Source organism: Brevundimonas sp. Leaf168, assembly GCF_001423685.1.
GTDB lineage: Bacteria > Pseudomonadota > Alphaproteobacteria > Caulobacterales > Caulobacteraceae > Brevundimonas > Brevundimonas vesicularis_C.
Genome location: NZ_LMOY01000002.1, coordinates 36152 through 55402, shown reverse-complemented (window position 1 = coordinate 55402; position 19251 = coordinate 36152). Strand labels below are relative to the sequence as shown.

Here is a 19251-nt window from a genome sequence, read left to right as displayed (position 1 = left end):
AGGCTTACCTCTGAAAACCCGTCGGCGATTCGATTGGAGCGCGGAACCTAGTGAAACCAACCGATGAAAGCAAGAAGTTTTTCGCTTCTTTCTTCCGTGGGACAGTGGAGATTGTCATCCCCGCCGCCCCGCCGGCCGGCCCGTTTCCGAGCGAGGCGGCTCTATACGGAGAGGCGGATTTGTCAGCAAGCGGATTCTGACAGTCCGGGGGAAGTTTCTCGCAAAACCGGAATCGGCCAGCGGCGCACGCGCCTCTCAGCCTGCAATATAGGTCCGCAAGCTCTCGGCCTCATGGGCGTGTTCGGCGATCTGGCACTTCACCACGTCGCCGATGGAGATGACGCCGACCAGACGATCCGCCTGCATGACCGGCAGATGCCGGATGCGCCGATCGGTCATTCGGGTCATCAAGGCCGACATCTCCTCGGCCGGTTCGGCATAGATCACCTTGGCCGTCATATAGTCGGCGACAGGACGCGCCAGCGCCTCGGCGCCATCGGCCGCCAACGCCTTGACCACATCGCGTTCGGAAAACACGCCGACCACGCGGTCGCCGTCACAGACGACCAGCGCCCCTACCCGCTTCTGCTCCAATTCTGCGCACGCCTGCGTCACCGTCATATCCGGCGCGATGGAGAAGACAGCGTTTCCCTTGGTCTTGAGGATTTCGGCGACGAACATCGCGGTCCCTTCTCTCTATAAGAGACGACCGCAGGGCCGGAATGGCGACAGGGCCGCTCAGGGAGCGATGATCGCTCACCCCCCGTCCGGAATCAACGCGCCTCAAGGATGAGGCGCGGCGCCCGTTCCGAACATCCGCCCCAAGGGACCGATGGCCAAAAAGCCAACGATGAAGCCGACCGCGTGGGCCTCCCAGGCGATCCTGGCCCCTTCGGCGCCGGGTAGTCCGCCAATCATTCCGGTCACGGCGTTGACCGCCATCCAGGTGATGGCCGCGCCGATCACGCGGCGATCACCCATCGGCAGGACCCTGCCCTGTCCGCCCAGCAGTCGTGTCGCGGCGCCGATCAGGCCGAAGACGGCGCCGGACGCACCGACCATCGGCTCGCTGGATCCCCAGTGGATCAGTCCATAGCCCAACGACGCCAACACGCCGCAGACCAGATAGAAAAGCAGAAAGACCGTCGGACCAACCTTGGTCCCGAACAGCCGCGCCACCGGCGTCCCGAACGCCAGCGCCGCCACCGCATTCATGATCGCGTGTGTCCAGCCGCCGTGCAGCAGCATGGCCGTGAGCAGCCCGCCCCACCGTCCCCGTTCCAGATCAATGGGCGCAAACGCCATGCTCATGCCCATTTCGGGCAGGTCGCGCTGGAACAGATACAGCGTCGGCATCGATGCCACGATAAGCAGCACGACCAGCGGCACGTTGAACATCGGCTCTCGCGCCGGGCGGCTGTTCGGCGGATCGAATCGACCGGATGCGTCTGACATGACGCCACAAATGCTCAGTGACCTGCGTCACATCAAGCGCTTCTTAATAACCTTAATGCAGGTTGGGGTGCGGATCACGCTCGTGGTCCGGCGTTCGTTTGTGCGCGAGGAACCCCGGAATGCCCGCCAAGAGGCTGTTTGTATCCACCGCCGTCATGGCCTTCGCCGCCGCTGCGAGCGTGCCGGCGATTGCGCAGTCGACGGGTTCGGGCGGCGCTTCGCGCTTCCAGCAGGGCTATGGCGGCGCGCGAACGGCCGCCAATACGGCGGCGACCGGCTATACGCGTGACGCCAACGGCAATCGTCTGATCGTCAACGGCATCATCCAGTCCGGCGCTTCATCCTATTCCAGCCAGTCCGGCGGCGCGGCCTCGGCCTATGCCGGCGCAGGCGCGTCCAGCAACGGCGGCACGACCATCGGCGGCTCCACCGCCATCGGCAATCAGCTGAACGTGGTGGTCCAGGGCAGCCGGAACACCGTCATCGTCAACTCGACCCAGACCAATACCGGCGCCATCAACGCCGGTACGGCCCTGAACGGGAATATCAACCTGCCATGAGCCGCCGTCATCTCATCAAGGGGTCCGCCGCCGTCTCGGCCGTCGCCCTTCTGCTCGCCGGCTGCGTCAGCCCCGTCGCGGGTCCGTCGGGGCAATATGCGACGCCGATCGGCAATGCGCCGGTGACCGCAAACCCCACGCCCTATTCCGCCGCGCTGTATTGCCTGGCCGACTACGCCCGTCGCTACAACCTGCCCTCGCCGCGCATGGCCGTGGGCCGGATCAGCGACTACACCGGCACGGTGTCGTCCGATGGCGGTCGCCAGATCACCGGCGGCGCCTCCCTGATGGCCAACTCGGCGCTGGCCAAGGCCGGCGCCCGCATCGTCGAACGCTACGACACCTCGGTGTCCGAGCTTGAGCTGCGCTACGCCAACAACAAGCTAATCGGCGACCAGGCTCCCGACGCCAAGGGGCCAGAGGACACCCAGTACCGCCGTATCCTGGCAGGCCAGGTGCCGGGCTCTGACTTCTATGTCGTCGGCGGCATCACTGAGGTGAATTACAACATCCGCTCCGGCGGCTTCGACATCGCCGGCGGCGAGGTGGACAGCAACCGACCCGGCTCGGGCATCGTCAATCACCGCGTCTATGTGATGAACATCGCCATGGATCTGCGCCTGGTCCAGACGACCACGCTCGAGGTCGTCGATGTCGTCTCCTATCAGAAGCAGATCATCGGGCGCGAAATCTCGGCGGGCGTCTTCGACTTCCTGAACGGCAACGTCTTCGACATCTCGGCCGGCACCGGCGGGATGGAGCCGACGCAACTGGCGGTCCGCGCCCTGGTCGAACGGGCCACGGTCGAGTTCATGGCCAACCTCTATGGCGCGCCCGGCCCCGAAATCTGCCTGAACCCCGCTAACGACCCGCTCGGCGATTCCACGGTCGGCCCGACCGGCGGCTATTATCCGGCCTATCCCACTCAGGACACCAACAATGGCCAGACCCGCGCCGATCCGTCTCGTTGGCATGATGGCCGCGACGGCGACGTTCGCCGCGCTCGCCACTGAGGCGAGCGCCCAGCAAACGCCGACCTGCGACCCGCAAGCCGGCGAAACCTGCTCCAGCACCCAGACCCAGACCGGCGACGTCACCGGCCAAGTCGATCTCAATGTGTCTGTGGACCAGCTTACGGTCAGCACTAGCGCCCAGGGCAATGCGCTCTCGGGTGGGGTTACGGGGACGTCGGCCAGCCTGGTGTCGCGCCAGTCGATGACCGGAGCCACTGTGGCCCCCAGCACCGTTATCGTGAACGGAGAAGCCGACGGTCAGCTCAGCGTCGATACGACCGCGCGCGGCAACTATCTCGGCGTCACCACCGATCGCGCAACCTTCGCCGTGGACTCGAGCCAGTCCGCGACCGGCGACCGGGTCGAGGCCGGAACCTATGTTCAGGCGCCGAACGGCCGCGTTCTGCAGGGTGGTTTCGCGACCAGCACCGCCGTCGCCAACGCCGTCGCCCTGGGCGGCCCCTCCTCGTCCCTGACCGGCGTCATCGACCAGAGGGCCCAGACCACCGTCTCCGCCGAGACCGTCGCCGACGTTCAATACATCCCCGCGCCTGCGACCTTCTCGTCCCAGGCCGTCGCCAATGCGGTCCAGACCAATACGACCGGCGCCTCGCACCAGGATCTGGCCATCCGCCAGTCCAACGCCGCCTCGACGACCGAGGCGCGCACCGACGTCTATGTCGACAACGGCTGGGACCTGACGGTCGGCGCCAACGCCGGGGCCAATCAGGCGATCACCGCCAACGCCGGCGGCTCCATGCTGATCCAGACGGACCAGGCGAACGCCGGCCGCGTCCGCGCCGACGCCCGCGTCCAGACCAACCTCCAGGGCCAGACGGTTCTGGCGGCCCGCAGCGTCGCCAACGAGACCGTCGCCGGCAACAACGACATCTATCTGAAGCTGGACAACACCCAGTTGAACACCGGCGGGGTCGAGGCCAACGCGACCTATGTCGGCGTCAACGGCTATGACGCCTATGTCGGCTCCGACGCCGTCGGCAATGCGGTGACGGGCTATGCCTGTTCCCAGTGCGGCGGCGACGTCAACGTCAACAACAACCAGACCAACAGCGGCAATGTCACCGCGACCACCAATACCACGGTCTCGTCCGGACGCACAGCCGTGGTGGGCGCCAACGCCGTCGGCAACAGCGCCAGCTTCTACATCAGCCGCCCCGGCGGCTGATCCGAACATGACAAGTCGGTAAGGTTCGCCAGCCCCGCTTGTGGCGAAGGCAAGCACACTTTACACATCCGGCATCGCGCCATCGGGGGTTGCGGTTTCGGAGTGATACTATGCGTTCTGCGCGTCATCTACTGCTTGTCGCCGTCTCGGGACTGGCCCTGACCACCGGGGCGTTTGCCGCCCCTGCTCTCGCCCAAACTGCGCCGCCCGCTGCGGCCGCCGCCGGTCAGGTCGCGCCGTCCGCCCCCTGGGCCCAGGCCGCCAGCGACATTCCCGCCGACCCGGCCGTCCGTTACGGCCTGCTGCCCAACGGCATGCGCTACGCCCTGCTGCACAATGCGACGCCTCCGGGGCAGGCCTCGTTCCGCCTGCGCATTGACGCCGGCTCGCTGATGGAGCGCGACGATCAGAAGGGTCTGGCTCACTTCATGGAGCACATGGCCTTCAACGGCACCAAGGACGTGCCGGAAAACGAGATGTTGCGCATCCTCGAGCGCCTGGGCCTGGCCTTCGGCGCCGACACCAACGCCTTCACCAGCTTCGACCAGACCGCCTATATGCTGGAGCTGCCCAACACCAAGGACGAGACGGTCGATCCCAGCCTGCACATCCTGCGTGAGATGATGTCGGCGGCCCTGATGGCGCCGGACGCCATCGATTCCGAGCGCGGCGTCATCGTCGGCGAGGAACGCACCCGCGACACGCCGCAACTGCGCGTGCTGAAGACCCAGCTCGGCCTGCTGGCGCCCGGCCAGCGTCTGTCGGAACGCCTGCCGATCGGCGACCTCGACATCATCCGCACCGCACCGCGCCAGCGCTTCGTCGACTTCTACGACGCTTACTATCGCCCCTCGCGCGCCACCTTCATCGCCGTGGGCGACTTCGACGTGGATGCGATGGAGGCCAAGGTCCGGGCCGCCTTTGGCGATTGGAAGCCGACCGCCGCCGATGGTCCGGAGCCCGACCTGGGAACCGTCGCCCCGCGTCAACCGCAGACCAGCATCCTGGTCGAGCCGGGCATCCAGTCCTCGATCCAGATTAACTGGATCAAGGCCCCGGACCTCAGCCCCGACACGGCCGCCGAACGCGCCGCCGACGTCCGTCGCGGCCTGGGTCTGGCCGTGCTGAACCGTCGCCTGGGCGAGATCGCTCGCGCCGACAACCCGCCCTTCATCGGCGCCGGCGCCGGTTATCAGTCGCTGTTCGACAGCCTGGACGCCGGCACCCTGTCGGTCGCCTTCAATCCCGGCGGCTGGCAGCGTGCGCTGGAAAGCGTTGAGCAGGAAAGCCGTCGTCTGGCGGAGTACGGCGTCAGCGACGCCGAGCTTCAGCGCGAAATCGTCAACACCCGCACCGCGCTTCAGAACGCTGTCGCATCGGCCGCGACCCGTTCGACCCCGGCCCTGGCGACCGGCCTCCTGGGCGCCGTCAACGACGACCAGGTCTTCAGCGCGCCCCAGACCAACCTCGATCTCTTCAACAAAGCCGTCGAAGGCCTGACCGTCGATCAGGTCAATCAGGCCACCAAGGCGGTGTTCGAGGGCCAGGGCCCGCTGCTGCTGTTCAGCTCCCCCGACCCGGTCGAGGGCGGCGAGGCCGCCGTCACCGCTGCGCTGGAGGCCTCGCGCAATACGCCGGTTCAGGCCCGCGCCGCCGAGGCCGAACTGAAATGGCCTTATGACAACTTCGGCGCCCCGGCGGTCCCCGCCGCCCGTTCGGAAGTCGCAGATCTGGGCGCGACCCTGGTTCGCTTCCCGAACGGGACTTTGCTGAACATCAAGAAGACCGACTTCCGCGCCGATCAGATTCTGGTCAGCGCCCGCACCGGTCTCGGTGAACTGGGCCTGCCTGCCGACACCCTGTCGCCCCTGTCGATGGCCAGCACCGTCCTGGCCCCCGGCGGTCTGGGCAAGCTCAGCCTGGACGAAATGAACCGCGTCCTCAGCGGACGCACCTACAGCGCCGCAGTCAATCAGGCCGGCGACGCCTACATCTTCGCCGGCGCCACCAAGCCCGCCGATCTCCAGCTGGAGCTTCAGGTCCTGGCCGCCTATCTCACCGATCCGGGTCTGCGCGGCGCCTCGTTCGAACAGACCAAGGCCATGTTCCCGCAGATCCTGGCCCAGCTGGGCGCCACGCCGCGCGGCGTCTTCCAACGCGACGCCTCGGGCCTGCTGGCCAGCGGCGATGCACGTGAGACGACCCCGACGGCCGAACAGATCGCCGCGATCCAGATCGACGACATCCGCTCGGGCGTTCGCTCGGCCCTGGCCCAGGGTCCGGTCGAGATCACCGTCGTCGGCGACGTCGACGTCGACGCGGTCATCGCCGCCGTCGGCTCGACCTTCGGCGCCCTGCCCTCGCGCGGTCAGGCGCCCACACCGCCCGCCGGCTCGACGGTGCGCAAGTTCCCGGCCCCGACCGCTACGCCGGTCCAGCTGTATCACACCGGACCCGCCGAACAGGCGCTGGGCTTCGTCGCCTGGCCGACCACCGATCAGGTCGAGGATCGCAAGACCGCGCGTCAGCTGTCGATCCTGTCGGACGTCCTGCAACTGCGCCTAAACGACGAAATCCGCGAGAAGCAGGGCCTGGCCTATTCGCCCAGCGCCGGCTCGACCGCCTCGGACACCTATCCGGGCTACGGCTTCATCTCGGTGACTGCGGAAACCCCGCCGGCCGCCCTGCCCAAGCTGTTCGAGACGGTCAACGCCATCGCCGCCGACCTGCGCGACAAGCCGATCAGCGAGGACGAACTGAACCGCGCCCGTCGCCCGGCCGTCGAGCGCATCCGTCGCAGCATGGCCGACAATGGCTATTGGCTGACCCAACTGTCGCAGGCCCAGAGCGATCCGGCGACGCTGGACCAGACCCGCAACCAGATCGCCACCCTGGAAGCCGTCACCGCCGCCGACCTTCAGGCCCTGGCTCGCCAGTATCTGCAGTCCGACAGCGCCTGGCGCGCCACCGTCACGGCTCAGCCGGCGGCCCAGTAACGCCCACGAAAAAGGCCCCGGTTCTCGCGAACCGGGGCCAGTCGTCAGGATCGTCGACGGAGAGCCGACGGTCGACTTATCTCATGTTCCGCCTGATCGGCGGCTGAACGGGCGTGGTTAGGTCCGGTTCAGAAGACCCGGCCGCCGACGCCGCCGTCCAAGGTGATCACCCCGGTCAGCACGGTCGCGCTCTCGACCTGTTCTTCGCGGTATTCCGTGTATTCCTCTTCGCGGTACATCGTCAGGATCTTGATCCCGGCGCCGTAGCGACGCAGCAGCGAACGCTCGTTGCAATCCCGCTCTGGCTTCTCGGGCCGGCATTCCAGCTTGCCGCCCGTTCCGTACCACAGCGCCTCATGCTTGCGGCAGGTCAGGGTCGTGCCGTGATCGAAGCTGATGTCGCCATTGTAGTCGGCGATGGTCGCCTGCAGCCATGTGCCCGACAGGCAGCGATACAGCTCGCCTTCGAACCCTTCGGCGATCTCGCGGTCCGGCCGCACTTGTGAGGCGGGGTGCGGCACCTGGCGGTCGTCGATGCAGACGGCCTGGATGACGACCCGCTTCATCATGCTGCGGAAGGCGCTGTAGGGGGTGCGCACGGTCTGGGCGATCACGCCCTCGACGGCCAGGCCCTGGATGGTGGTCGGATAGGGTTGATCGACGCTGACATAGGCCGCGCCGCCGCCTCCGCCGAAGCTGCCCGAGAACCCGCCGGCCCGCGCATTGACATAGGACCGCGCGCCCGCGTTGGCGTTGGCCCCGGCGCCCGCGTTCGCATTGGCGCTCGCGCCAAGGTTCACGTTCACATTGACGTTGGTGTTGATGTTGCCGTTCCAGTTTCCACCGCCGCCAGGACCGCAATTTCCACCGCCGTTGCAAGGCGGCGGCTCGGGCGGAGGCGGCGGCTCGCACGAGGTGCAGGGCGGCGGCTGGCAGCCGGATGTGCATTGCGCCAGCGCGGCTCCGGCGCCCGCCGAGACGGCGAGACCGGCCGCCAGGCCCAGCATCCATTTCGTGATCCGCAGCCGCATCGGCGGGAACTCCCAAGCGAATATCGTGTCGGCCGAACAAGATTCCGGCCAATCCTCCCGTCACAAAACCGCAAAAGCCTTTCGTTTCCGTTGATGAGGCCTGCGCTTCGGGATGGCGCAATGCCGCATCCGTCTGCTAGACCGCCCGCACAATGACCGTCCGCGTCTCCATTCGCCTGATTTCGATTAGCCGCCCGGCGTAGCGCTCCTGGGCCTGATGGCCCCGTGCACGCCGGGAAGACCGCCCTGATGATCGGGCGAACGAAGACAGCGACCTATTTTTCAAGACGCCGAGACGACCCATGGCCGACGCCACCGAAAACACCTCTGAGTCCACCGCCCGCGACTATCGCGACACCGTCTTCCTGCCCGAGACCCCCTTCCCCATGCGCGGCGGCCTGCCCCAGAAGGAGCCGGTCATCCTGGAACAGTGGGGCGACCTTTACGGCGCCCTACGCGCCGAGCGGCAGCAGCAGAACGCCCCCCTCTACGTTCTTCACGACGGCCCGCCCTACGCCAACGGCGACATCCACATCGGCCATGCGCTGAACAAGACGCTGAAGGACTTCGTCGTCCGGTCGCGCTTCCTCCTCGGCTACGACGTCGACTACGTCCCCGGCTGGGACTGCCACGGCCTGCCGATCGAGTGGAAGATCGAGGAGCAGTTCCGCGCCAAGGGCCGCCGCAAGGACGAGGTGTCCAAGGACGAGTTCCGCCGCGCCTGCCGTGAATACGCCGGCAAATACATCGACCTGCAAAAGGATCAGTTCCACCGGCTGGGCATCGTCGGCGACTTCGCCAACCGCTACGCCACCATGGACTTCACCTCCGAAGCGGCCATCGTCGCCGAGTTCCACAAGTTCAAGACCTCGGGCCAGCTGTATCGCGGCTCCAAGCCGGTCATGTGGTCGCCGGTCGAGCGCACCGCCCTGGCCGACGCCGAGATCGAGTACCACGACCACGTCAGCCCGACCATCTGGGTCAAGTTCCCGGTCACGGCCATGTCCGACGACCATCCCGACGACCTCCTGGCCTTCCGCTCCAGCACCCCGTCCATCGTCATCTGGACGACCACGCCCTGGACCATCCCGGCCAACCGCGCCATCAGCTACGGCCCCGAGATCGCCTATGGCCTGTATGAAGTCACGGCCATGGAGGAAGGCCTAGAGTTCGCGCCGTGGGCCAAGCCCGGCGACCGCCTGATCCTGGCCGACAAGCTGGCCGAGGACGTGTTCAAGGCCGCAAAGATCGCCGCCTGGACCCGCGTCTACGACATCAATCCGTCGGGCCTTGAGACCGCGCACCCGCTGGCCGCGCTCGACGGCGGCTACGGCTTCTCCGTGCCCCTGCTGGCTGGCGACCACGTCACCGACGACGCCGGCACCGGCTTCGTCCACACCGCGCCCGGCCACGGCGCCGACGACTTCGAGGTCTGGAAGGCCCACGGTCATCACGAGGTGCCCGACACCGTCGATCCCGACGGCGCCTACTACCCCGGTGTCCCCCTGTTCGCGGGCCTGAAGGTGCTGGAGACCGAAGGCAAGAAGACCGGCAAGTTCGGCCCCGCCAACGGCGCGGTGATGGAAAAGCTGATTGAGGCCGGCAACCTCTTGGCGCGCGGACGACTGGAGCATTCGTATCCGCACAGCTGGCGCTCCAAGGCCCCGATCATCTTCCGCAATACGCCCCAGTGGTTCATCCGCATGGATCAGCCGCTGAAGAGCGGCGACACCCTGCGCGAGACGGCGCTGAACGCCATCGACGCCACCGCCTTCCATCCCGTCGCCGGCAAGAACCGCATCCGCTCGATGGTCGAAGGCCGTCCCGACTGGCTGGTCAGCCGCCAGCGCGCATGGGGCACGCCGCTCGCCATGTTCATCGACAAGCAGACGGGCCAGCCCCTGCATGACCCCGAGGTCGACGCCCGCATCGTCGCGGCCGTCGCCGAACACGGCGCCGACATCTGGTTCACCGCGCCGGACAGCGATTTCCTGGGCGCCCACGACCCGGCCCGCTACGAAAAGGTCGAGGACATTCTGGACGTCTGGTTCGACTCCGGTTCGACCCACGCCTTCACGCTCGACCCGCGCCTGCCGGAAAACGGCTACGCCGGCGACCGTCCCGCTCACTGGCCCGCCGACCTCTATCTGGAAGGCTCCGACCAGCACCGCGGCTGGTTCCAGTCGTCCCTGCTGGAAGGCTGCGGCACGCGCGGCCGCGCCCCGTTCAAGGCGGTCCTGACCCACGGCTTCACCCTCGACGAGAAGGGGGAGAAGATGTCCAAGTCCAAGGGCAATACGACCGACCCCCTGACCATCATCAAGGAATCCGGCGCCGACATCCTGCGCCTGTGGGTCGCCCTGGTCGACTATTCGGACGACCAGCGGATCGGCAAACAGATCCTGCAGACGACGGTCGACGCCTATCGCAAGCTTCGCAACACCGTTCGCTATCTGCTGGGCGCCCTGGCCGATTTCAATGAGGCAGAACGCCTGCCGCTGGACCAGATGCCGCCGCTTGAGAAGTTCGTCCTGCACCGCCTGCACGAGTTGGACGCTCAGGTCCGTGCGGCTTACGGCGAATACCGCTTCCAGGACGTCGTCCGTCCGGTGCTGGAGTTCTGCGCCGGCGACCTGTCGGCCCTGTATTTCGACATCCGCAAGGACGCCCTCTACTGCGACCGCCCCAATGCCTTGCGTCGCCGCGCCGCCCGCACGGTGATGCACGAAGTCTTCATGCGCCTCACCGCCTGGCTGGCCCCGCTGACGCCGTTCACGATGGAAGAGGCCTGGACCACGCGCTTCCCGGACGCGGGCTCCAACTGCGCGCGGGTCATCCCCGACACTCCGGCGGAATGGCGCAATCCGGCCGAGGCCGAGCGTTGGGCGGCGATCAATACGGTTCTCGAAGTGGTCAATGAATCGCTTGAAGCCGCCCGCCGCGAGAAGCTGATCGGCGGCGCCCTTGACGCGTGGCCGACCGTCACCGCCCCGGCCTCCGCCTTCGCCCCGTTCGAAGGCCTCGACGCTGCCGAGATCTTCCGCACATCGGGCGCCGATCTTGTCGAAGGCGAAACCATCTCCGTCACGGTCGCTGTCGCCGACTACCCGAAATGCGCCCGCTCTTGGCGCCGCGTCCCCGACGTCGGCTCCGACCCCGCCTACCCCGACCTCTCGGCCCGCGACGCCGATGCGGTTCGGTATTGGGACCAGACGCACGCCTGATCGCACCAAAGTCTCCTCCCCACGCGTGGGGAGGGGGACCGCGAAGCGGTGGAGGGGCTCTTTCAGTCCCACAGAGGTCGGGGATGCGCTGAAGAGCCCCTCCGTCTCTCCGCTGCGCTTCGAGCCACCTCCCCGTGAATGGGGAGGAGACGATGCTCAGCCATCGCAATGCCGCTGGCCCCTCCCCAGCGATTTCAACCGCTTGCCGATTTATGTCCGCCTTCTCCCATCCAAGGGGTCAAACGGCCGCATAATGCACCCGTCTCGTCGCATGGAGGGCTCGCCTGGCCGGGGGCGATGGTGAAATCCCATCGCGGCGCCGGGGCTGATCGGTCGGGGAATCGCCCCGGCGTCCGCAGTCGCGTCGCAGGGTCGAGGGGGATACTCGGCCGAACCGGGATCGGGAATCGCTGCTCCGACCCGCCCGTCGCAGGCTTATGGGTTAGGCGATAAGACCGCCACCGCTCGGCGCCCCGAGCTTGCAGGCCAACCCCCCGCGCGGAGCGTCACATCCTTCGTCGAAACGGTACTTACAAACTCACACTCCGGGCGAAGGCCCGGCGCTCCGCCCAGCCCTCCAGACTTCGCAGGCCGAACGCCGCGAAGACAAAGCCGTTTTCAGTCCCGCGCGACACTGCGTCATCTTGTCAAACCGCCCCTCGCGCCCCAACTGCAAAGCCTACCCAAATCACACCTTCGCTCGCGACAGGAGCCCTGATGCCGCATGCCGACAGCCTGATTCTCACCCTGGTCGGGGGCTTCGTCCTCGCCTTCGTGTTCGGCATGCTGGCGCATCGGCTGAAACTGTCGCCCCTGGTGGGCTATCTCGTCGCGGGCGTGATCGTCGGCCCCTATACGGGCGGCTTCGTCGCCGACACCCAACTGGCGCCGCAACTGGCCGAGATCGGCGTCATTCTGCTGATGTTCGGCGTCGGCCTGCACTTCTCGCCCAAGGACCTGATGCAGGTCCGCAAGGTCGCCATCCCCGGCGCCCTCGTTCAGATCGCTGTCGCCACCGTGCTGGGCTGGGGGCTCGGCCGGTTCGTGCTGGGGCTGGGCGATGTCGAGGCCCTGCTGATGGGCTTCGCCCTGTCCGTCGCCTCGACGGTCGTCCTGCTGCGGGCGCTGGAGGAGCGCAAACAGGTCAAGGGCGAGATCGGCCGCATCGCCGTGGGCTGGCTGATCGTCGAGGATCTGGTCATCGTCATCGCCCTGGTCATGCTGCCCATGGTGCTGGTTCCGGCTGGAACCCAGACGGACTTTGCGGCCCTGGGTGCAGACGTCGGCCTGACCCTGCTCAAGGTCGTGCTGTTCGTCGTCGGCATGCTGGTGGTCGGCGGCAAGGTCATTCCCTGGCTGCTGATCCGCATCGCCCACACCAAGTCGCGCGAACTCTTCACCCTGGGCGTCCTCGCCATCGCCCTGGGCATCGCCTGGCTGGCCTATTTCCTGTTCCACTCCTTCGCGCTGGGCGCCTTCCTGGCCGGCCTGGTGATGAACGCCTCGCCCCTGGGTCACAATGCGGCCGAGCGGTCCTTGCCCCTGCGCGACGCCTTCGCCGTGCTGTTCTTCGTTTCGGTCGGCATGCTGTTCGACCCGATGATCGTGGTGCGCCAGCCGTGGGCGGTCCTGGGCGTTCTGGGCATCGTCATCGTCGGCAAGTCGGTCGCGGCCCTGGTCATCGCCAAGACCTTCAAGCTGGATCGCCCGACCGGCTTCACCGTCGCGGCGTCCCTGGCCCAGATCGGCGAGTTCTCCTTCATCCTGGCCGCGCTCGGCGTGTCCCTGGGCGCCATGAGCCGCGAGACCCATGACCTGATCCTGGCCGCCGCCCTGCTGTCGATTTCGCTGAACCCCTTCGTCTTCCTGTTCACCGACCGGATGGGTGGAAGGCCGAAGCCGCCCGCCGCCGGCGCGATCCGACCCGCAGCCGCGGACGGCCCGATCACGGATGCGGTCGCGGCGCCCTGAGCCCCTTTCCGCGCCGCCCGCCGCCCGCTATCGTTCGCTCATGGACAAAATCGCCGCAGATCAGGCCGTGCTTCACTATGGCGACGGCGAGTTCGCCGTCTTGAAGCCCGGCCGCTTCGTGCGCTGCGCCGTCACGGACAAACCGATCCCGCTGGAAGTCCTTCGCTACTGGAGCCCCAGCCGTCAGCAGCCCTATTTCGGCCCGGCCGAGTTCATCGCGGCCCAGCAAGGCGAAAAATGATCCCGTCGCGCCGCGCCCTGCTGACCGGCGCGAGCGCCAGCCTGATCGCCGCGCCGCTGATGGCTGAAGACCGCAACGCCCTGCCGCTGGCCTTGAACGGCGCCTGGCGTCAGGGCGGCTACGCCTTCGGCCGCACCGCGCCGCGCGCCCTGATCTTCGTCGACGGCGAGGCCCTGACCACCGCCTCGGCCGCCGGCCTCTTCGTGATCGGCTTCGACCGTGACGCCGGTCCGACCACCCAGATCGAAGCCCGGTCCGGCGACCGGTCGGCCCGGCGCACGCTCGACATCGCCTCCTACGCCTTCCCCTCGACCAGCGTGAACGGCCTGCCGCCCTCGACCGTCGAGCCGAGCGATCCCGCCCTCCTGGCCCGCATCCAGCAGGAGATCGCGCTGAAGACCGAAGGCTTCGCCAGCCGCATCGACTCCGACGACTTCAAGGACGGTTTCGTCTGGCCGCTGGAGAGCTATCGGGTTTCCAGCGCCTGGGGCGCTCAGCGCGTCCTGAACGGAACGCCCGCCCGGCCCCACTACGGCATCGACCTGGCCGCCCCCCAGGGCAGCGTGATCCGCGCCCCCGCCGACGGCCGCATCGCCTTCGTCCGCCCGGACATGCATTTCGAGGGCGGCCTGACCCTGATCGACCACGGCCAGGGCCTGATCAGCTGCTATCTGCATCAGTCACGGCTGGATGTGGCGCTGGGCCAGCGCGTCCGGCGCGGCGATCCGCTGGGCCGTGTCGGCATGACCGGCCGCGCCACCGGTCCGCACCTGTGCTGGCGCATGAAATGGCGCGGTCGCAACCTGGATCCGTCACTCATGATCGGGGCGCGTGTTCCAGAAAGTCTAGCCTGATCAGAGGCTCCTCTTGCGAGACTACGCATATCCACCTAGCCTCGATCCAAGATCTGGCGGGGCCCGATGTTTTCTCTGAAATCGCTGAACGTCCTGCTCGTGGACGACAACCAGAACATGCGCGCCATCGCGTCGGCCGTGCTGCATTCGGCCGACATCCGCAACGTCTATGAGGCGTCAGAAGGGGCCACGGCTTTCGATCTGCTGCGTCGCCACGCGATCGATCTGGCCATCGTCGATTTCAATATGTTCCCGCTGGACGGGGTCGAGTTCACACGGCTGGTCCGCACCAGCCCCGACAGCCCCAATCCGTTTCTGCCGATCATCATGATGACCGGCCATTCCGAACGCAGCCGCGTCTACGAGGCTCGCGACGCCGGGGTGACCGAGTTCATCGTCAAGCCGATCACCGCCAAGGCCGTGCTGGATCGCCTGAACGCCGTCATCATGCGACCGCGCCCCTTCATCAAGGCCGACGGCTATATCGGCCCCTGCCGTCGGCGCCGCGAGACGCCCGACTACGCCGGGCCCTACCGTCGAGGATCGGACGCCTCGCGCTCCAACGCCGCATAGACCTTGTCCGGCCAGCGCTTGTGGACCCAGAACCAGTCCACGGGATGCTCTTTCACTCGTTCCTCGACGAAGCGATTGGCGGCCTGGATGCCGGCCAGCGTATCGGCCGCCTTGTCCTCGCTTTGATTGACCACGATCGGCTCGTGCGCCGTCACCCGGAACCGCACGCCCGGCAGGCGCACCACTGACAGCGGCAGCATGACCGTGTCGAACTTCAACGCCAGTCTGGCGGCTCCGGGCGAGGCGTTCACCGGCTGGCCGAAGAACTCCACCTCCGGCCCCTGATTGTATTTCTGATCGACCAGCAGGGCGATGGAATCGCCGCGCCTCATCCCCGCCATCAGCTCGCGCGTCCCGTCGCCTTTGGGCGCGAACAGGCGGATCCCGTATCGCTCCCGGCTCTGGCGGATCAGGGCGTCGACGTACGGATTATTGGCGGCGCGATAGGTCACCTGACACGGCACGCCAGAAGCCATGATCACCGCCGCCATCACCTCGAAGTTGGCCAGATGGCCAGAAATCAGCACTGCCGGCTTGCCGCTGTCGCGCAGGGCGTGCAGCCGCTCCATCCCGACCACCTCGACCCGCCCGCCTTCCGGCGTCAGATGATCCATGACCGCCAGTTCGGCGAAGGTCCGGCCCGTCTGGTCCCATTGCGCCAAGGCCAGCGCCTGACGCTCCGCCTCGCCCATTTCGGGAAAGGCGATGCGGAGATTTCGCATCACCGTTTTCTGCGTGCCGGTCAGCGGCCCCAGGGTGCGCAGCAGCCAGCCGCCCAACCCCGATGCCCGCTCGACGCCCAACAGGCGCAGAAAGCCGAACAGCGCCTGAAAGCCGAAGGCCTCCAGGCGCCAGATCAGATCCTGCTTCACGCTTGTCGCGCTATCGCCCTTCGGGCTGCTCGAGCGCGTGTCTTCACCAGGCAATCGTCAATCCACCGTCCACCACAAGGGTCTGGCCGGTCACATAGGCCGACGCAGGGCTGCACAGATAGACCGCCGTGCCCGCGATTTCATCGGGCTGACCGATCCTTTTCAGCGGCGCCGGCTCGGTGACCTGTTTCAGCAGCTCCGGATTCTCCCACAGATATTTGGCGAAATCGGTCTGAACCAGCCCAGGCGCGATGCAGTTGACCCGCACGTTCGACGGTCCCCACTCCACCGCCAGATTGCGCACCAGCTGCATGTCCGCCGCCTTGGAGATATTGTAGGCGCCGATCAGGGCGTTGCCGCGAAGCCCGCCGATGGACGAGATCACCAGGATCGCCCCGTCTTTCCGCTCCACCATCTGCGGCGCGACCATCTGGATCAGCCAGTGGTTCGAGATGACGTTATTCTGCAGGATCTTTTCGAACTGGTCATCGGCGATGCCCGCCATCGGCCCGGCGTAGGGATTGGTCGCGGCGTTGCAGACCAGGATGTCGATCTGGCCGAAGGCGGCGTTGGTCTCATCAACCAGCCGCTGCAAATCCTCCTTCGAGGCGATGTTGGCGGGAACGGCGATAGCGCGTCCCTCCCCATATTTGCCGTTGATCTCGGCGGCAACCTCGTCGCACGGCCCGGCCTTGCGCGACGAGATGACGACCTTGGCGCCGTGTTCGGCCAGCCGTTCGGCGATGGCCTTGCCGATTCCCCGCGATGAGCCGGTGATGATTGCGACCTTGCCGGTCAGATCGAACAGTTCCATTGCGTTTCCCGTAGGTTTGGCGGGGATATTTGCAGCCCCGCTCTAGCCGAATGACATTGATAGCCTGATACTCAGGCGATTCCATCCGGGAGTGGCCGACCGCCAGCCGATGCGCAACGTAACAACGGGCTTTCTCTACTTCGCCTATCTGTTCCTCGGCATGACCGTGGGCGCCTTCCTATGGCGCGCGGGCTTAGGGATCGGCGCGGGCGTGGCCGGAACGCTCGGCGCGCTGGGGCTGTTGGGCGCCTTCCACGGCATCGTCACCGGCATCGCCGAGCGCCGCGTCCTCAAAAAGGAGATCGGCCAGGTCCGCGAGGCCCACCGCCTGCTCGCCGATGCGATGGAATCGACCCAGGGCGCCCTGACCGAACTGGCGCACGCCATCGAGACCGGCGTCCTGTCCGACACCGACGCCCTGACCGGCGAGGTCCGGATGCTGGAGTCGCTGGTTCAGCAGATGAGCGAAAGCATCGACGAGCGCCTAGCCGCCGCTCCGCATATCGGCGTGGAGACTTTCGAGGGCCGCCGCATGGCCCAGTCCAACGTTCTGCTGCGCACTATCCACGAAGCGCTCAGCGAAGGCCGCGTCGATCTGTATCTTCAGCCGGTCGTCTCGCTGCCCCAGCGCCGGACCATCTTCTACGAGAGCTTCACCCGGCTGCGCGACGCCACCGACCGCGTGATGATGCCGGCGGAATATCTGTCCTTGGCCGAGGGCGAGGGTCTGGTGCCGGCGATCGACAATCTATTGCTGTTCCGCTGCGCCCAGATCGTGCGGCGGCTGGCGCGTCAGGATCGCAAGGTCGGCGTCTTCTGCAACGTGGCCCTGACCTCGCTGGGCGACGAGACCTTCTTTCCGCAGTTCCTGGACTTCCTCAGCGAGAACCGCGACCTGAACCAGGCCCTGATCTTCGAACTGGGTCAGGCGACGTTCGACGCGCGCGGCGCTATCGAGGCGCGCAACATGGCTAAGCTGGCCGACCTGGGCTTCCGCTTCTCGCTGGACAAGGTGCAGACGCTGGACCTCGACTTCGCCGACCTGCAACGCTCGGACGTCAAGTTCATCAAGGTCGCGGCCGACCTGATGATCGAACAGCTGCTGGACCTAGACGGCGGCGCGCCCTTGCGCTCCATGCCCGACATTCAGGCCGCCGACTTCGCCGCCCTGACCCGCCGCTACGGCGTCGAGGTCATCGCCGAAAAGGTCGAGAACGAACGCCAGGTCGTCGACATCCTCGAACTGGACGTCGGCATGGGCCAGGGCCACCTGTTCGGCGAACCCCGCGCCATCAAGGAACAGGTCCTGGCCGAGACCGACCCCCCCGCCGAGTTCCTGCGCTCCACCCTGCGCAGCGCCGAGCAGCGCAGGCGCCACTAGAGCCACTGTTCCGTCTCCTCCCCGCCTTGCGGGGAGGTGGCGCGGCACCCCTTCGCGCCGCGACGGAGGGGTTCTTCCCCCACAACAGGCGCCGAGCCAGTTTCAAGAACCCCTCCACCGCGTCGCGGTCCCCCTCCCCATTTCATGGGGAGGAGACTTTCGCCTCTGCGTCGTAGCGGCTACCAAAGTCCCATGACCCTCCCCCACGCCCTGCCCCACCTCGGCACCGTCGCCGGCGATTATGACATCCTGCTCTGCGACGTGTGGGGCGTGATCCATAATGGCCGCGAAAGCTGGGCTGGCCCGTGCGAGGCGCTGACGCGGTTCAACCGCGAGAGCGGCCATGTCGTGCTGATCTCCAACTCACCCCGTCCAGCGTCGGACGTGATCGCTCAGCTGGACGGGCTGGGCGTGCCGCGCGAGGCCTGGAAGGCCTTTGTCACCTCCGGCGACGCGACGCGCGCCGAACTGGCCAGGCGTGCGCCCGGTCCGGCCTGGATCGTCGGCCCCGAGCGTGACGCGCCGCTGTACGCGGGCCTTAACCTCGAGCGCGCTGCGTCGCCTGAGGACGCTGCCTTCATCTCCGTCACCGGCCCGGTCGACGACACGGTCGAGACGCCCGAAGACTATCGTGAGCGGTTCGCCGTCGGCGCCGCACGCGACATCGAACTGATCTGCGCCAATCCCGACCGGGTCGTGCAGCGCGGCGACCAGCTGATCTATTGCGGCGGTTCGCTGGCCGACCTGTATGAATCGCAGGGCGGCCGGGTCGTCATGGCGGGCAAGCCCTTCGCCCCGATCTACGACCTGGCGATCAAGGAGGCGGAAGGCCTGCTGGGCCGCCCCGTCGATCGCTCGCGCATCCTGTGCATCGGCGACGGCGTCGTCACCGACGTGATGGGCGCAAACGCGCAAGGGCTGGACTGCCTGTTCATCGCCCAGGGCATCCACGGCGACCAGGCCAAGGGCGAGGACGGCGCGCTCGACCCGGCCCGCGCCGCCGCTTTGCTGAAGGCGGAAACGACCTATGCGCGATACGCCGCGCTCGAACTGAACTGGTAAGGCTCGCCATTTTGTCGC

Annotated in this window: 16 protein-coding genes; 11 read left to right on the top strand and 5 right to left on the bottom strand. The window is 67.0% G+C overall.

The window, feature by feature from the left end:
* Positions 1–255: 255 nt before the first annotated feature.
* Complete coding sequence (locus ASF81_RS04675) at positions 256–681, bottom strand: CBS domain-containing protein (protein WP_055805580.1); 426 nt, start codon at positions 679–681, stop codon at positions 256–258.
* A 102-nt stretch (positions 682–783) separates the two neighbouring features.
* Positions 784–1455, bottom strand: coding sequence for a rhomboid family intramembrane serine protease (locus ASF81_RS04670; RefSeq protein ID WP_200932878.1), 672 nt, complete (start codon positions 1453–1455; stop codon positions 784–786).
* Positions 1456–1574: 119 nt separating this feature from the next.
* On the opposite strand from ASF81_RS04670, the gene hfaA reads away from it, so the two are divergent.
* The 4 genes from hfaA (at position 1575) to ASF81_RS04650 (ending at position 7210) form a co-directional block, all read left to right on the top strand.
* Positions 1575–2015 (top strand): holdfast anchoring protein HfaA, encoded by a 441-nt coding sequence (gene hfaA, locus ASF81_RS04665; protein ID WP_055754167.1) that lies wholly within the window; start codon positions 1575–1577, stop codon positions 2013–2015.
* Positions 2012–3028, top strand: a complete 1017-nt coding sequence (gene hfaB, locus ASF81_RS04660) for a holdfast anchoring protein HfaB (RefSeq protein WP_055805574.1) — start codon at positions 2012–2014, stop codon at positions 3026–3028. The genes hfaA and hfaB overlap by 4 nt, the downstream gene beginning before the upstream one ends.
* Positions 2955–4214 (top strand): holdfast anchor protein HfaD, encoded by a 1260-nt coding sequence (hfaD, locus tag ASF81_RS04655; protein ID WP_235559238.1) that lies wholly within the window; start codon positions 2955–2957, stop codon positions 4212–4214. The genes hfaB and hfaD overlap by 74 nt, the downstream gene beginning before the upstream one ends.
* A gap of 110 nt (positions 4215–4324) precedes the next feature.
* Positions 4325–7210 carry a pitrilysin family protein gene (locus ASF81_RS04650; protein WP_055805568.1) on the top strand — a complete coding sequence of 962 codons (2886 nt, stop codon included), beginning with the start codon at positions 4325–4327 and terminating at the stop codon, positions 7208–7210.
* A gap of 128 nt (positions 7211–7338) precedes the next feature.
* On the opposite strand, the gene ASF81_RS04645 is transcribed toward ASF81_RS04650, so the two are convergent.
* Complete coding sequence (locus ASF81_RS04645; RefSeq protein WP_235559236.1) at positions 7339–8241, bottom strand: hypothetical protein; 903 nt, start codon at positions 8239–8241, stop codon at positions 7339–7341.
* 302 nt (positions 8242–8543) lie between these two features.
* Between ASF81_RS04645 and ileS the strand changes: the two genes are divergently transcribed.
* The 5 genes from ileS to ASF81_RS04620 all read left to right on the top strand — a co-directional run bounded on the left by ileS (position 8544) and on the right by ASF81_RS04620 (position 15104).
* Positions 8544–11465, top strand: coding sequence for an isoleucine--tRNA ligase (ileS, locus tag ASF81_RS04640; RefSeq protein WP_055805565.1), 2922 nt, complete (start codon positions 8544–8546; stop codon positions 11463–11465).
* A gap of 717 nt (positions 11466–12182) precedes the next feature.
* The gene (locus ASF81_RS04635; RefSeq protein ID WP_055805562.1) at positions 12183–13436 is read left to right on the top strand and encodes a cation:proton antiporter; all 1254 of its coding nucleotides are present in this window, start codon (positions 12183–12185) and stop codon (positions 13434–13436) included.
* Positions 13437–13476: 40 nt separating this feature from the next.
* Positions 13477–13677: a DUF2093 domain-containing protein gene (locus ASF81_RS04630; protein ID WP_055805601.1), complete on the top strand. Its 201-nt coding sequence runs from the start codon at positions 13477–13479 to the stop codon at positions 13675–13677.
* Entirely contained in the window at positions 13674–14531 is an 858-nt protein-coding gene (locus tag ASF81_RS04625) for a M23 family metallopeptidase (RefSeq protein ID WP_055805560.1), read from the top strand. Before ASF81_RS04630 ends, ASF81_RS04625 begins: the two co-directional genes overlap by 4 nt.
* Positions 14532–14597: 66 nt before the next feature.
* Entirely contained in the window at positions 14598–15104 is a 507-nt protein-coding gene (locus ASF81_RS04620; protein WP_055805557.1) for a response regulator, read from the top strand.
* Here ASF81_RS04620 and ASF81_RS04615 read toward each other — a convergent pair.
* Together ASF81_RS04615 and ASF81_RS04610 are read right to left on the bottom strand one after the other, a co-directional pair.
* A complete protein-coding gene (locus tag ASF81_RS04615) occupies positions 15062–15976 on the bottom strand; it encodes a lysophospholipid acyltransferase family protein (RefSeq protein ID WP_055805554.1) in 915 nt (304 codons plus the stop codon). The genes ASF81_RS04620 and ASF81_RS04615 overlap by 43 nt on opposite strands.
* A gap of 43 nt (positions 15977–16019) precedes the next feature.
* Positions 16020–16790, bottom strand: a complete 771-nt coding sequence (locus ASF81_RS04610) for an SDR family NAD(P)-dependent oxidoreductase (RefSeq protein ID WP_055805552.1) — start codon at positions 16788–16790, stop codon at positions 16020–16022.
* A 109-nt stretch (positions 16791–16899) separates the two neighbouring features.
* On the opposite strand from ASF81_RS04610, the gene ASF81_RS04605 reads away from it, so the two are divergent.
* Both ASF81_RS04605 and ASF81_RS04600 read left to right on the top strand, forming a co-directional pair.
* Positions 16900–18171, top strand: coding sequence for an EAL domain-containing protein (locus ASF81_RS04605; protein ID WP_055805597.1), 1272 nt, complete (start codon positions 16900–16902; stop codon positions 18169–18171).
* Between the two features lie 192 nt (positions 18172–18363).
* Complete coding sequence (locus ASF81_RS04600) at positions 18364–19233, top strand: TIGR01459 family HAD-type hydrolase (RefSeq protein WP_055805549.1); 870 nt, start codon at positions 18364–18366, stop codon at positions 19231–19233.
* Positions 19234–19251 lie beyond the last annotated feature (18 nt).